General features: G+C 60.9%; 11 protein-coding genes. 3 read left to right on the top strand and 8 right to left on the bottom strand.

Annotation, left to right across the window (positions count from 1 at the left end; all coding sequences use genetic code 11):
* Nucleotides 1-4: 4 nt before the first annotated feature.
* The 4 genes from INQ47_RS03305 to INQ47_RS03320 form a co-directional block, all read right to left on the bottom strand.
* Nucleotides 5-961, bottom strand: a complete 957-nt coding sequence (locus INQ47_RS03305; RefSeq protein ID WP_252461297.1) for a glycosyltransferase family 2 protein — start codon at nt 959-961, stop codon at nt 5-7.
* Nucleotides 954-1,571 (bottom strand): acyltransferase, encoded by a 618-nt coding sequence (locus INQ47_RS03310; RefSeq protein ID WP_252461296.1) that lies wholly within the window; start codon nt 1,569-1,571, stop codon nt 954-956. Before INQ47_RS03310 ends, INQ47_RS03305 begins: the two co-directional genes overlap by 8 nt.
* A 103-nt stretch (nt 1,572-1,674) precedes the next feature.
* On the bottom strand, nt 1,675-3,141 hold the full coding sequence (locus INQ47_RS03315) for a GMC oxidoreductase (protein WP_404701090.1): 1,467 nt from the start codon (nt 3,139-3,141) through the stop codon (nt 1,675-1,677).
* Nucleotides 3,142-3,377: 236 nt separating this feature from the next.
* A complete protein-coding gene (locus INQ47_RS03320; RefSeq protein ID WP_404701091.1) occupies nt 3,378-4,754 on the bottom strand; it encodes an oligosaccharide flippase family protein in 1,377 nt (458 codons plus the stop codon).
* Between the two features lie 95 nt (nt 4,755-4,849).
* Between INQ47_RS03320 and INQ47_RS03325 the strand changes: the two genes are divergently transcribed.
* The 3 genes from INQ47_RS03325 to galE all read left to right on the top strand — a co-directional run bounded on the left by INQ47_RS03325 (nt 4,850) and on the right by galE (nt 10,053).
* Entirely contained in the window at nt 4,850-6,376 is a 1,527-nt protein-coding gene (locus tag INQ47_RS03325) for an O-antigen ligase family protein (RefSeq protein WP_021785069.1), read from the top strand.
* Between the two features lie 5 nt (nt 6,377-6,381).
* Complete coding sequence (locus INQ47_RS03330) at nt 6,382-8,982, top strand: glycosyl hydrolase family 5 (RefSeq protein WP_252461293.1); 2,601 nt, start codon at nt 6,382-6,384, stop codon at nt 8,980-8,982.
* 105 nt (nt 8,983-9,087) lie between these two features.
* Nucleotides 9,088-10,053: a UDP-glucose 4-epimerase GalE gene (galE, locus tag INQ47_RS03335; RefSeq protein ID WP_252461292.1), complete on the top strand. Its 966-nt coding sequence runs from the start codon at nt 9,088-9,090 to the stop codon at nt 10,051-10,053.
* Nucleotides 10,054-10,115: 62 nt separating this feature from the next.
* Here galE and INQ47_RS03340 read toward each other — a convergent pair whose 3' ends face one another.
* From INQ47_RS03340 to INQ47_RS03355, 4 genes are read right to left on the bottom strand one after another with little or no spacing between them, the layout of a single operon-like run.
* Entirely contained in the window at nt 10,116-10,922 is an 807-nt protein-coding gene (locus tag INQ47_RS03340) for a CpsD/CapB family tyrosine-protein kinase (protein ID WP_021785066.1), read from the bottom strand.
* Between the two features lie 11 nt (nt 10,923-10,933).
* Nucleotides 10,934-12,496, bottom strand: a complete 1,563-nt coding sequence (locus tag INQ47_RS03345; RefSeq protein ID WP_252461291.1) for a Wzz/FepE/Etk N-terminal domain-containing protein — start codon at nt 12,494-12,496, stop codon at nt 10,934-10,936.
* Between the two features lie 19 nt (nt 12,497-12,515).
* Nucleotides 12,516-13,631: a hypothetical protein gene (locus INQ47_RS03350; RefSeq protein ID WP_252461290.1), complete on the bottom strand. Its 1,116-nt coding sequence runs from the start codon at nt 13,629-13,631 to the stop codon at nt 12,516-12,518.
* Between the two features lie 24 nt (nt 13,632-13,655).
* On the bottom strand, nt 13,656-14,213 hold the full coding sequence (locus tag INQ47_RS03355; RefSeq protein WP_252461289.1) for a polysaccharide biosynthesis/export family protein: 558 nt from the start codon (nt 14,211-14,213) through the stop codon (nt 13,656-13,658).
* Between the last annotated feature and the right edge of the window lie 41 nt (nt 14,214-14,254).

Genomic DNA, 14,254 nt, shown 5'->3' on the forward strand with positions numbered 1-14,254 from the left:
CCACCTACCTTGTCGGTTGGCTGGCGTACCGGGTCTTGAACAGCAATGACCAGGTTGCCCGGCAATGACGCCAGCAGGCCTGAATGGCGCCCCAGCCGCGTCGTTTCAACAGCGCCTTGAGTGCCAGCACCAGGTCGCCCAGCGTGACCAGCAGCATGTGCAGGGCCAGCCCCGCCACCCCATGATGCTTGCGGAAGTACAGCAGCTCGCTTTCGATCTGGTAGGACGAGATCTGCCGGCTGGCGGCCTCCAGCTCCGCCACCGACTTGGAACTTTCGCCACCGATGTGCACCACCGTGGTATGCGGGTAGTACACCACTTTCCAGCCAGCCTCCTTCACCCGCTTGCAGTGGTCCACCTCTTCGTAATAAAGGAAGTAGCGCGGGTCGAACAACCCCACCTTGTCGAGCACTTCGCGGCGCACCAGGTAGAAGCAGCCGGGCAACCAGTCACACTCGCGCACCGAGGCGTGATCCCAGTTCATCTCGTCGACCATCTTCAGCCCTGGGAAAAACCGCCCCAGCCCGGTGCGCCCGACGAACACATTGAGCGGCGTGGGGAAGTAGCGGCAACTAGGCTGCAGGTCGCCATCGCGCCCCTCCAGGCGCACCCCCAGTACGCCGCACTCCGGGTGGGCTTCCATGTAGTCGAGCGTTTTCTGCAGCGAGTCGGCGGCAACGAAGGCATCGGTATTGAGCAGCAAGGCGTACTTACCCTTGAGGTGGGCCAGCAACTGGTTGTTGGCCCGGCCGAAACCCACGTTCTGCTTGTTGCTCAGCAGCAGTGCCTCGGGGCACACCTGGGCCATGCGCTGCACCGAGTCATCGCGTGAGGCATTGTCGACCACCAGGTAACTGGCCAGCCGCTCGCTGTCGGCCCGGCGCAGCGCATCGAACATCGGCTGCAGCAGTCCCGCGGTATTGAAGTTCACCACCATGACATCCACAGGTTTGCTAGCCATTTTTGCCGTCCCCGAAGAAATACTGGCGTCTTTGCGCCATCAGTAACGGTTCCACTTCCGGGTCGTAGGCACCGTTGCGCTGCTTCACCAGATCGATCCATGGGTAGGCTTCGCAACGTGCCTCGACTCGTTTGATCAACTGCTCGGTGGTACAGATGAACTCGGCCGGGTTGCCACCATAGACGGTGCCTGGCGGCACGTCCTTGGTCACCACCGCCCCTGCCGCCACGATGGATTCGGGCCCGATGGTCACGCGAGGCATCACGATCGCACCATGGCCGATGAAGCAGTTGTCCTTGATGTCGATGAAACCGACCGAATCCAGGTGCTTGCCATAGCGATGCTCGATCAGCAGTACCACTCCGTCATGACCGATCAGCGTGCAGTCGGACAAGCCCACGCTGTTGCCGATACGTACCAGCGACGGGTCGAGAAACTTGCAGCCTGTATTGACGTAGAAATTGCTGCCGACCGAGTGAAAGTTGCCCCATCGGGCCAGGTAGGCCCCCCATTCAAGACCAGAGGGGTTGCAGAACCTCCTGTAGAATTTGCCCCCTCGCCCGGTTGCATGGGCGTAGTGCGCCACTGCCTTGCGTATCCATCCCTTCATACTGCCTGGCCTCGCGATCTGAACAATCTGGAGTGTCCTGAGGCGTTCCGGTCTCGTTCTTCTAGGTGCTGACCGCATCGCTCTCACCCGTGTACAACCTGCATCACGCTGCGGCGCTGCTGGCCGCTTTCATCTTGTTATCGAGGTGGTCGGCCAGCCGCAAGGCAAATTGCAACAGCGGCATGGTCGGGTTGGAGGCGCCGCCCTTGGCAAAAATGCTGCTGCCGGCGACATACAGGTTTTCGGTACCGAACACCTTGCAATTGGCATCGACCACACCGAACTGCGGCGAGGCGGCCATACGCGTGGTGCCCATGTGATGGGCATGGGGTGCCATTTTCAGCGGAATCGAGGTGTCGTAAACGAAATCGTTGAGCTTGACGAACCCCAGATCCATGTCGGCGAACTGCTTGGCCAGTTCGCTGCCAATGCACTTGATGGTGTGCCGGTCATCGGCGCTAAGCACCCAGTTGACATTGACCTTGGCCACGCCCAGCGCATCCTTCTCGTCCAGCAGCGAAATGCGGCTGTGCAGGCTGGGGAATTGCTCGATCATGGTGCTGAGCACGCCGTCACCGGGGCAACTGAACTTGGCGACGAAGGCGACCTTGCTGGCAAAACCCATGTCGCAGGCCAGGCTCTCGAGAAAATACTTGACCTCGGCTGTGCGGCCATAGGTCTGCACATCGGCCAGCAAAACAGCGGTGACATTACCTTTACCAGCCTTGTACTCGTCGACGAAAGCATCGGTGGTGTAGTACTGGCGCGGCTCCGGGTCCTGCCCGGACTTGAGGATGAAAGTGCCCATTTCGATGTTCAGGTGCTCCATGAATCCCCCGCCGACCAGCCCTTCCTTGCTCACCACACCTGCAGCCACCAGGGTCTCGCTGTTCAGCAACTGCCGGGCATTCTCGATGGCACCTGTGGCCAGAATGAAGTTGCTTGCTACCAGGCGCTGACGATTGCGTTGATAGTCGGACAAAACCACCGCAGCCAGGTGGCCGGAAGCCTTGTCGAACTCCAGGTCAACGCAATTACAGTGGATGAATACGTCCAGGCCTGGGGTCTGCTCCAGTGCTGTAGCGTACTTTTGCGCAAAGCGTGTCGGCGTGCTGAGCAGAAAGCGGTCCGCCTCGAAGTCACCACCATCAAGGCCGGTATTCATCGCGCGAAAATCCGCGCCAGGCGCCAGATCGACAATCTCCATCGCTGCCGGTAGAAAGCCTTCGATCTCCGAGTAGGGAATTGGCCAACCCGGCAAGTCGCCTGGCGGGGCGACGGCAAAATCCGAAGGAGTGAATGGCCGGCACCGGCCAGCCCAGTGATTGGAGGTGCCCCCCAGGTAACGCAGGCGGGATTCCTCGGCATACAGCTCCAGGCCGGTGGATGAGCACGCGTACAAGTCTTGCGAGTACGACGCATATTCGCGCCCCCCGCCTTCAGCGATCATTACGCTCCAGCCGGCGGCTGCCAGGCGCAAGCCCAGGGTTATACCCGCCGGGCCGGCGCCGATGATGCAGAAATCGTAGTGATCGCGCAGCGCCTTCTGCTGCTGAAAGTCTTTGATCATGCCGACGCGTTCCGAAAATAACGGGACGGCAATACCCAACCGTTGATTACCACGAACCCGGGCTTTTCGACCGCCTTGCCAGCAACGGCCGCCGAGGCGCCGAACACCGCCCCCCCCACACTGAGCAAGACACAACTCTGGAGAAAACCTCTACGACCCAACTGCGCATTACAAAAAGTGAGCTTCTCCATGATCCCGTGACCTGTAGCCATGAAAGTTACACCCGGCAAACTGCGCTACAGCCAGTTGAAAAAGGCCGTCAACAGTGCCCCGCACAGCGCCCCGACCAGCAACATCGGCAGTACCACCAGCTCACGCTTGAGGCTGAAGATATCCAGTTTGCAGTTCACATACACAACCAGCACCAGCGTTGGCACAGCATGCAGGGCAACCCCCCAGATAGCCCACTCCACCCCACCAATCGCCAGTAACAGCGGCAACAGCCCCCATAACGAGACCAGGCGGATGATGTTGTCCATGGCCTGGTACTTGGTCAGGCCCAAGGCAATCCACACCTGATGAGCCAAGGTATAGCGCAATACGATGAACGATAGCGAGAGAATCGCCAGCATCGGCCCTGCTTCGCGGTAGCGATCGTCATACATCCAGCCAATCAGCAATGGGCTGGCGGTCAGGAACCCGCCACAAATGAACAGTACCAGCAGGTCGACCAGCAGCCGAAAGCGGAAATACAGCGCTTTCAGGCGCAGCTTGTCGTCGGCCCGGGCCGCTTCGCTGAAAGCAGGCAACGCCACCGCGCCGACAATTTTCATGAGGGCGGTCTGCACCGCACCCAGGATCAGCACGGCGATTGAATACACACCCAGTTGCGCCGCCGACATGCTGGCGCCAAACCACATACGGTCGCCGTACATCGCCAGCACGCCAACCATCGACGACAACAGGATCCAGCGGCCAAACACGATCAGCTCGGTCAGCGCCGAACGGTCCCAGCGCAGGTGGTTGGTGGGCCCCTCCAGGGCGGTATGCCCCAGCACGGTCCAGACCACCGCCGAAACCAGGCCTGATAACACCAGCGCCCAGATCGAATGGGTCAGCAAGCCCAGCACCAGCATCACCACCAGGCCGGCCACCTGCGAGGCAAGGTCGACCAGTACCACGCGCTTTTGTTGGAAAGTTCGTACCGCCACATCTATCTTGGTGGACTGGAACCCCCAGATGGCCGCCGACAAGCCGGTTACTGCCAGCACCATCGGCAGTACGGGGGCGGCATAGGTGGAGTCGGCCGGCCACAGCTCGGCCAGTTGGGCCAACCAAGCCCCCAGGGCCAGCAGCAGGGTAAGCGCAAACAGCAGGAAACCGCGGATGATCTGCACGGTCCAGGCGGTATTGAGAAAATCCGGATCGTCACCACGGTGGCTCTGAATGATGTTCTGGCGCAGGCCAACATCGGAAAGCAAATGCAGCAGTATCGAAACAGTGGTGGCAATGACCATCACCCCGAACATTTCCGGCAGCAGCAAGCGGGCCATGATCAGATTGCCGCCCAGGCGCATCACCTGTGAAGCCACCTGCGAGACCAGGTTCCACGACCCGGCTCTCAAGGCCCGCTTGCGCAGGCTCGCGGCGGCTGACACATCAATCGACGGCATGACTTCAATCTCTGACTGATTGGCTAAAAGTCACTATAGTTTCAATTAGCCACGATGCTAGCCGTTGCCCACCGAAGGAAAGGTGTACATAGCCAATGCCTGAACATTTTCGAGCGTTGATCGTCATCCTGTTTTTGGCGAGCGTGGTCTTCGTGATGGCGCGGCGGCCTGCCACCGACCTGATTCCGCTCAGCGACTACAAGCGCCGGCGTAATCTGTGGTTCCTACTGACCCTGCTGGCTTTTCTCTCGCACAGCTTCTGGCTGTATCTGGGTGTGGGTGCGGTCGTCCTTTTGCTGGCCGGGCGCCGCGAGCACAACCCCATGGCGCTGTTCTACATGCTGCTGTTCCTGATCCCGCCAGCGTCGGTGCAGGTGCCCGGGTTTGGCGTGGTCAATTACCTGGTCGACCTTAACCATATTCGCCTGCTGAGCCTGTGCGTGCTGCTGCCGGCCGCGCTGCACCTGCGCCGGCAAGGTGACACCCTGCGCTTCGGCCGCACCTGGGCCGATAAGTTGCTGGCCGCCGGCCTGCTGCTGCTGAGCGTGCTCTATTTGCGCGAAACCACCCCGACCGACACGCTGCGCCAGGCGCTGTACCTGTATGTCGACGTACTCCTGCCGTACTACGTGGCCAGCCGTGGCCTGCGTCAGATCAGCGACTTCAAGGACACCCTGCTGGCCTTCGTACTTGTCTCTTTCGTCATGGCGCTGATCGCTGTGGCCGAGTATGTACGCCACTGGCTGCTATACAGCGCCCTGGTCGACGCCATGGGCGTGCCATGGAGCATGTCCGGCTACCTGAGCCGCGGTGGTGCGCTGCGGGCGAGCGTCACCACCGGCCAGGCGATTGTACTGGGTTACGTGATGAGCGTGGCCATCGGCCTGTTCCTGTTCGTGCAAGGCTATGTGCAACGCCCGCTGCACAGGGCCATGGGCGCCCTGCTGCTGGCCGCCGGGCTGTTCGCGCCATTGTCACGCGGCCCGTGGATCGGCGCCGTGGTCATCGTGGTGGTGTTCATTGCCCTGGGCAAAGGCGCCGTCAAGCGCCTGGCACTGCTGGGGGCGGCTGGCATGCTGGCGTTGCCCTTGCTGACCGTCGTGCCTGGTGGCGACAAGGTGCTGGACCTGCTGCCGTTCATCGGCAACCTCGAGAAAGAGAACATCACCTACCGCGAGCGGCTGATGGACAATTCCTGGATCGTCATCCAGCGCAACCCGTTGTTCGGCTCCTTCGACTTCCGCAACACACCCGAAATGCAGTCGATGATCCAGGGCGAAGGCATCATCGACATCGTCAACACCTACATCAACCTGGCGCTGCGGGCCGGCCTGGTCGGGCTAGGCCTGTTCGTGGCGTTCTTTGCCGTGGTGGTGGTGGGTATCCGCAGGGCCATGCTCAGTTTTGCCGACAAGGATGACGAGCGACGACAGCTCGGCCGGGTGTTGCTGGCAACGCTGATCGGCATTCTGGTCATCATCTTCACGGTCAGCAGCATCACCTTCATCCCGGTGGTGTACTGGTCTATCGCAGGGCTGGGCGTGGCCTACATCCAGATGGTTCGCCGGCTGCACAACAGCCAGGTGATGGAACTGGCAGAACCCGACCTACAACCCAGGTAATGTTCATGAATAGGCTGTCCCTGCGTCATTTCGTGCGCTTTTCGGCCATTGCCGGCCTGGCCCTGCTGCCGCTGGCCAGTTGGGCTTCAGACTGGCAGGTCAGTGTCGATGAGCAAAATGGCTTGCCTACCGTGACACACGGCGGCGGCCCGGTCATGAAGGCCAAATTCGATTTCTGGGCTGCCAACTGGAGCTGGACCGGTTTCTATACCGACTTCAAGGTCAATGGCCCTTACCACTACACGCTGCGGGGCAAGAACAAGGAACTGGACTTCGACCTGCAAGCTGACATCCGCAAGGAACAAGCGCAAACCCTGAGCTGGGCCTTCGACCTCGACGCCCACAGCCGCCAGAGCGGTGTCATGGGTGGCGGCATGGTGTTCCAGTTCGACCCGGCGCAAATCACCGGCGACATGGGCGCCCCGCAGTTGCTGCCCGACAACCGCGGCTGGACGTGGGGCAAGGCCGACCAGGCTCGACGCATCGAAATGCGTTTCGACCCGCCACTGGCCAAGGTCTATTTCGAGCGCGGCAACCCGTCCGAGCTGCGTGCATTCCTCTACAAGGACCCGATCAGCGCCGGCCGCCAGCAGTTCAAGGCCGTGCTCAACGTGACCGGCGACATCGAACTCGGCCCTACCCCCAGCGAGCGCTTCGGGCTGGCAGACCCCGCCAGCTGGCCTGATGACCAACTGGACTGGCGCACCTCGCCGGTGGACCTGTCGTTCCTCAACGCAGCGGAGAAACCCGCCGGCAAGCGTGGCTTCGTGAAGGCGGTCGGCGACCAGTTGATGTTCGCCGACAACACTCCAGTGCGCTTCTGGGGCACCAACCTGTCGGCCTACTCGTTGTTCAAAACCCCTGACGAAGAAATCCGCCTACAGGCCAAACGCCTTTCGGCGCTGGGCTTCAACCTGGTGCGTCTGCATCACCACGACTCGCCCTGGGTCAGCCCCAACGTCTTTGGCGACGGCACCTTGGTGCATGATACCCAGCAGCTCAGCGCCGAATCGCTGCGCAAGCTCGACCTGTGGATCAAGTCACTCAAGGACGAAGGCATCTACATCTGGCTGGACATGCATGTGCAGCGTGCGTTCACCGCCAACGACAACATCGAAGACTTCAAGGAGCTGCCCGAGAAGGACGGTCGCGTCGACCTGAAGGGTTACGCCTACGTGAACGACAGTATCCAGCAAGCGATGAAACGCTTCGCCGAGCAGTACCTGACCCATGTGAACGAATACACGGGCCTGGCCTACAAGGACGACCCGGCCATCGCCGCCGTGCTGATCACCAACGAGAATGACCTGACCCAGCATTACGGCAACGCCCTGATGCCAAACAAGGATGTACCGCGCCACAGTGCGCGCTACATGGCCGCAGCCAAGGCCTTTGCCAAACAGTTTGATCTACCCGTCGACCTTACCTGGCGTGCCTGGGAACATGGACCGTCGAAGCTGTTGCTCAACGAGCTGGAGCAGCGCTTCAATGCCGGCATGATCGCCCACCTGCGCAGCGTGGGCGTGAAAGTGCCCATTGCTACCACCAGTACCTGGGGCGGCAATGGGCTTAGCGCGCTTCCGGCACTGAGCGTTGGCGATGTCATCGACGCCCACAGCTACGGCGACGCAGGCCAACTGGAGAAAAACCCGCTGACCAGCGACGGCATGATCGACTGGATTGCTGCCGCCCAGGTCGTCGGTAAACCGCTGACTGTCACCGAGTGGAACGCCGAGCCCTTCCCGCTGCCGGACCGTCACTCGCTGCCGATTTACATCGCCGGCACCGCCAGCCACCAAGGCTGGGACGCCATGCTGCAATACGCCTACAGCCAACAAGCGTTCAACCCGGGCTGGCGCACGGCGGACAACTGGCACGCGTACAACGACCCGGCGATGATCGCCACCCTGCCCGCCGCTGCCCTGCTCTATCGCCGTGCGGACGTAAAACCAGCCACCACTCGCTACGTGTTCGCACCGACACCTGCCACCCTGTACAACCAGGAAATCACCCCGCGTAACTCACCGCTGCTGCGCACGGCCATGGAAAAGGGCCAGTTGCAGATCGCCCTGCCACACACGCCGGAATTGCCCTGGCTAAAACCCGCGCCCATACCGGCAGGCGCGCAGGTGCTGCACGACCCGGGGCAATCGCTGCTGGCCGCCGATGCCACCGAGTCGGTGACCGATACAGGCGAGCTCAGGCGCAACTGGCAACAAGGCATCTACACCATCGACACGCCATTGACCCAGGCCGCCAGCGGCTGGCTGGGCGGCCGCCCGATAAACCTGGGTGCCATTCAGATACAAACGAAAACGCCTTACGCCAGCGTGGTGGTCCAGAGCCTGGACGGCAAGCCACTGGGTCAGTCGCGCGAGCTTCTGCTGTCTCTGGGCACCCGTGCCATGCCCAAGGCCGATGACAAGACGCCGTTCAATGTGGAGCCCCTTGAAGGCAGCCTGAACATCAAGGCACCCGCCGGCCTGAAACTGTTCGCCCGCGATGCACAGGTGCAGCTGAAACCGCTGCCGGTGGCCTACAAGGATGGGCAATACACCATTACCTTCGACGGCACCTACATGTCCAACTGGCTATTCTTGAAATAGAGCATAGGGCCATCTACGCTCAGGTCACCTGTAGATGATCATCCCACCTGCACGTGTCAGGGAGTGTTCACTGCGTCTGTAAACAGCAGATTCCAGGAGGTGGGGATGAAATATCTGGTTGTGGGTGGTGCGGGCTACATTGGTTCGCACATGGTCAAGCACCTGCTCGCCGCCGGCCATGACGTGCTGGTCGCGGACCTGGTCTCACCTGGCCCCGGCATTCAGTGGGCCAGGCTCGATATCGCCGACGAAGCCGCACTGGACGTGCTGTTTGGCGTCTGTCGCTTCGATGCAGTGTTTCACTTCGCCTCGTTCATTCAAGTGGGCGAGTCGGTCAGCGCGCCCGGCAAGTACTACCAGAACAACGTCGCAGCCACCCTTGCCCTGCTGCAGGCCATGGTCAATGCCGGCATCAGGCACCTGGTGTTTTCTTCCAGTGCCGCCGTATATGGCAACCCACAGTACGTGCCGATCGATGAAGCGCACACCAAGGTACCGATCAACCCGTACGGGTTGAGCAAATGGATGGTCGAGCAGATTCTTGAGGACTTTGACCGGGCCTATGGTTTGAAATCGGTATGCCTGCGCTATTTCAATGCCGCGGGCGCTGACCCAGAAGGCCAGCTAGGGGAACGTCACGACCCGGAAACCCATCTGATCCCCTTGATCCTGCAGGCTGCATCTGGCCGACGCGAGGCGGTGACTGTGTTTGGTCGCGACTACGACACCCCGGATGGCACCTGTATACGCGACTACGTGCATGTTGCAGACCTGGCGGCGGCCCATGCACTGGCGGTGGATTATTTACGGGCCGGTGGCGAGCGTGCCGCGTTCAACCTGGGCAATGGCCTGGGCTTTTCGGTGCAGCAGGTGATCGATACGGCCCGGGCAGTAACCGGGCGACAGATCAATGCCCTTGACGCACCGCGCCGCGCGGGCGACCCGCCGCGGTTGGTGGCGGATGCGAGCAAAGCCATGCAGGTGCTGGGCTGGCGCCCGGCGTTCGCTTCGCTGGAGGAGATTGTGCGACATGCGTGGCAGTGGGAGTTGCAGTATCCCTGGGAGCGCTGAGTTGGCTTCGCTCCCTGTAGGCGCAGCACAAGGCTGCACCTGCAGGCGGACGGCCAGAAGAATCAGTAATAGGTGCGCGGCTGTTCGTCAGCCTTGTTCAACACAGTCCCGATCAGGTTCACCGTGGCCAGGTGATGCAGGCAATCCTCGATTTCCTTTTTGTTGTTCATCCCGTTGGCCACCACCAGCAATACACAATCAAACTTGGGCATCACGGTGATTGCATCGTCCGAGCTGAGCAGCGGTGGCAAATCGAAAATGCAGATGCGCGACTCGTAGCGGTTGCGCAACTCGCCAATCAGGTTGTTCACCTTGGGCGAGGACAGCATCTCGGTCGACAGGGGTACGGGTACCCGCGTCGGCAGCACCACAAAGCGCGGCAAGGTCGGGTTGACCAGGCAGTCCTGCAGCTCGGCCTTGTCCGTCAGAAACTCGTTCAGTGCCTGCTCCATGGGCAGCCCCAGGTAACTGCCGACCTTGGGCCGGCGCAGGTCGAAGTCCACCAGCAACGCAGTCTTGGTGGTGTGGTGGGCAATACTCATGGCCAGGTTGATCGCCAGCATTGTCTTGCCCGCTTCCGGCGTTGGCGAGGTGATGGCCAAGGTACGCCAGCCGTTCTCGTCCATGGCCCTGAGCACCTGCGTACGCAACAGGTCGATCGGCCCGTTCATGTTGGAGTTCTTGTTGTACGCGACGATGCGGTTGCGCTCCAGGTGGTCTGCACGCAGCGGTACCACTTTGGTGTTCACGTAATCGAACTGACCCGGCACTTCTGCCAGCGCCGTACCGGGGGCGGGAGACAGTGCCTGGGGAGTACCTGGGGTAACCTGATGAATATTGTTGCCAACAGCCGGCTTGATCCTGTCCATCACTGCTTTCCCTATACAAACCGAGACATGACTTTGTACAACAGCACATCCAGTGGCATGTAGAACACGTGCACCAGCCCTATCATGATAGCTGCCAGCGCCAGTGCCGCCAGGATCAGGCGATTGCGCCAGCGCTTGCGTCGGGCCACGTCGGCTCGGGTATCGATATAGGGCAGTGCCACCAGCACCCGTTTGCCCAGCAGGCTTTCCAGGGCGCCAACGCCGCGCACGCGCTGATTGAGCATTTCCAGCAGCATCACCAGCGCACCGCCACCGGCGGGTGCCAGCACCAGGCCCAGCGCGGCGATTTTCTTGCGGTTAGGCTTGATCGGCTTCTCGGGCAACAGCGGAGGCTCCAGCAGCACAAAGCGTTCAGCCTTGTTTTCCTGCTCGAGGCTTTCGGTAATTTTTGCGCCCATTTCCTTGGCACGAATCTCTTCGTATTTCTTGCGCGCGTTGTCGTGGTCACGCATCAAGGTCACCAGGCCACGCTCGACCTGCGGCGCCTCGAGGATCTCGGCCTCATAGCCTTCCATTTTCCGGGTCAGCTCGCGCTTTTGCTCTGCCAGCGAGGCAATACGCACCTGGGCGGCGCTCATCTTGGCACGGACACGGGCCACGTCGAGGCTGACCGTGGACGCTGCCGCAGTGCGACCACCACTGGCTTCGAGCGCCTGGATCTTGCGTTTGATCGCCACCACATCAGGGTGGGCGTCCTTGTAGCGGGTCAGCAGCCGCGCGTATTCGGCTTTCAGGCTAGGCAGGTCCTCAGGCAGGTCGGCACGGGTTGACCGGGTGCCTTCGGCAGCCTTGGTGGCAAGGCCTGCATTGGCCGCAGACAGTTCCAGCTCCAGGTAGCGCAGCTCTTCCTGGGCAGCCTTGTAGTCACGGTCGACCTCACGGAATTCCAGCTCCGCACGCGACAGCATGTTCATGCGCAGGGTCTGGTGCTCGGGCAAGGCATTGGCGTGGGCCTGCTTGAAATCGGCCAACTGGTTTTCCAGGCTGGCCAGCTCGGCACCCAGCTTGTTGGCTTCCTGGGTGAGGAACTCGGTGGTTTCGTTGGCCCGCTCGGTGCGCTGCTTGAGGTTTTCGTTGAGGAACAGCGTCACCAGTTCGTCGGCGACTTCCTTGGCCACTTGTGCCTGCTTGTGCTCGAACGACACAGTGAACGCCACGGTCGCTTCACCACGTCCGCGCACATAGGTGGTAAGGGTTTGGACCACGATCGCGTTGCGCATCTGGTCGATCTTGTCGCTTTCGCTGAAGCGCTTGTCGGCGAACAGGTCGTACTTGCCAATGATGCGCAGCAGGTTTTCGCGGGTCATCACCCGTTGGCGGATCACCTCGATGCGCTCATCGGCAAAAGTGGTGGTGTTGGTCGACACCAGCTCGGGTGAAATCTGCTGCGACTCCACCAGAATGGTGCCGGTCGACTGGTAGATCGGCGGCACCATCAACGCGACGGCCACGGTCGCGGCGAGAATGACTGCGGCACTCACCCCTAACACCAGGGCCCTGTCCTTGATAATGGCGATGTAATCTCTGAGGGAGAGCTCGTAGTCAGACTTCATAGGGCCACCTGCCTGAAGTTCAGATGTCGGGGTACCTGTACGTCAACGTCAAACCAACGATCGTAGCGGTCGCATCCGGTACATGGTCCTGCTGCCGTTCTTTGTACATCAGCGACAGGCGCAGGTCCCAGTAAGGCGAAAACTGGCGGCTGGCCCATACGCTGTAAGTCTGCAGCGTATTGGGCGACTGCCCCTTGCTGTCTTGCCACGCGGCGTCCGCGCCCACCCGGGACAACTCGGTCAACGCATAGCTCCACACACCACGCACCTGGTCCAACTCGGCGAAGCCGCCTTCGGCGCTTGCCACCGTGCTGCGCTCGGCTGTGAGGCTGGCATCGGCACGCGGGCCGGTGTACAGCAACGCAACCCCACCCTCCCCGCGTCGGCCGCCGTCGTCACCTGATACTTGGTTGACGCCAACATGGGCATCGGCGCTAAAGCCTTCGGCAAGCTGGTATTTGACGCCGACTGCCGGGGTGTAACTGTTGGAAGCGGTCGCGGTAAGGTCCTGTTCGGGCTCATAGCGCCGGGCACCAAAACGGGTATACAGATCAGCCCGCTCGTTCCAGGCGTAAGTCCAGGTAAAGACGTTCGCCAGTTCGTCGTAGCCCGTCAGCGTGCTGATGTCGTAACGGGCACGGTTGTAGGTGGTTTCGTTGCTCAAGGTACTGCGCTCGGTCACCGCCTGGCTCCAGTTGCCAGTCAAGGTGTAAAGCTTCTGCGTACCGTCGGTGGTAATCACCCCGGTATCCAGTACTGTCCCCGACAACGTCGAGCTCTCGTTGTAGCGCGCCACCAGGCCGAAACGCCCCCGCTCGGTGGTGCGCTGCCAGCCCAGGCTGATATCAGGGTCTTCACGGTCATCGACGATATCCGTATCGGATGAGCGCAGCACATGCATGCCAAGCCCCAACCTCAATTCGTCACGGTCAAAAGTGCCGATCAGGGTGTAATCCGGCGCGATGATCGTGCGCGTTATGCCCTTTTCCCCCGAGGTCAGCAGCAATGGGTTGCTGTCGTATTCGACGGATGTCGGTACCACCACCGTAGACTGCCAATTTGCCGCCAGTACCGCGTCCGTAAACGGCAAGACCAAGATTGCCGTTGCAATGCGAGTTGTTCTAAGAAGAGGCATTAAATGTTCTTATTAAAGGCAAGATCAAGGGACGACCAGCGTATCGCCAGCCTGAAGTTGGATGTTGGTGGACATGTCCCGCCCAGACACCAGGTCCTTATATCGCACGGGCAGGATCTTTTGGGAAGCACCCGTGCCGCGGACCACCTTGATTTCGCTTTCATCCGCAAACTTGTCCAGGCCACCCGACATGCTCAACGCCTGCAATACCGCAGTGGGGCCTGCCATTTGCACCGGCCCGGGCTTGATCACTTTGCCTTGCACATAGACCATGTTGCCGGCAATGCTTTTGACGACAACGCTGACGTTAGGGTCGGGGAGGAATTTTTCGAGTTTGGCAGCGACCTGCTTTTCGACTGCCGTCACGTCCAGCCCGGCAACATTGATGCGCCCGGCCAGGGGGAAGGTGATACTGCCATCGGGAAGTACGGTGGCTTCTTGACGCAGGCTGTCTTCCTGCCACACCGAAACCATCACCACATCGCCGGGGCTGAGCAGGTAGGGAGCGCTGCTCTGGTCGGCGTTAGCGGCGCCGGCCCACATCGTCAGCATGCACAAAGCGGCAAATATTGAACGCACCATGAGGGTCCCTCCGGCCAAATGGCCCGACAAAGAGCACTGAA

Origin of the sequence: Pseudomonas sp. 3HC3, assembly GCF_044904505.1 — a bacterium.
In the GTDB taxonomy this organism is placed as follows: Bacteria; Pseudomonadota; Gammaproteobacteria; order Pseudomonadales; family Pseudomonadaceae; genus Aquipseudomonas; species Aquipseudomonas putida_Y.

Coding starts and splice junctions, on each gene's coding strand:
- INQ47_RS03305 (WP_252461297.1), bottom strand. CDS start 961: ATGGCTAGCAAACCTGTGGATGTCATGGTGGTGAACTTCAATACCGCG.
- INQ47_RS03310 (WP_252461296.1), bottom strand. CDS start 1,571: ATGAAGGGATGGATACGCAAGGCAGTGGCGCACTACGCCCATGCAACC.
- INQ47_RS03315 (WP_404701090.1), bottom strand. CDS start 3,141: ATGATCAAAGACTTTCAGCAGCAGAAGGCGCTGCGCGATCACTACGAT.
- INQ47_RS03320 (WP_404701091.1), bottom strand. CDS start 4,754: ATGCCGTCGATTGATGTGTCAGCCGCCGCGAGCCTGCGCAAGCGGGCC.
- INQ47_RS03325 (WP_021785069.1), top strand. CDS start 4,850: ATGCCTGAACATTTTCGAGCGTTGATCGTCATCCTGTTTTTGGCGAGC.
- INQ47_RS03330 (WP_252461293.1), top strand. CDS start 6,382: ATGAATAGGCTGTCCCTGCGTCATTTCGTGCGCTTTTCGGCCATTGCC.
- galE (WP_252461292.1), top strand. CDS start 9,088: ATGAAATATCTGGTTGTGGGTGGTGCGGGCTACATTGGTTCGCACATG.
- INQ47_RS03340 (WP_021785066.1), bottom strand. CDS start 10,922: ATGGACAGGATCAAGCCGGCTGTTGGCAACAATATTCATCAGGTTACC.
- INQ47_RS03345 (WP_252461291.1), bottom strand. CDS start 12,496: ATGAAGTCTGACTACGAGCTCTCCCTCAGAGATTACATCGCCATTATC.
- INQ47_RS03350 (WP_252461290.1), bottom strand. CDS start 13,631: ATGCCTCTTCTTAGAACAACTCGCATTGCAACGGCAATCTTGGTCTTG.
- INQ47_RS03355 (WP_252461289.1), bottom strand. CDS start 14,213: ATGGTGCGTTCAATATTTGCCGCTTTGTGCATGCTGACGATGTGGGCC.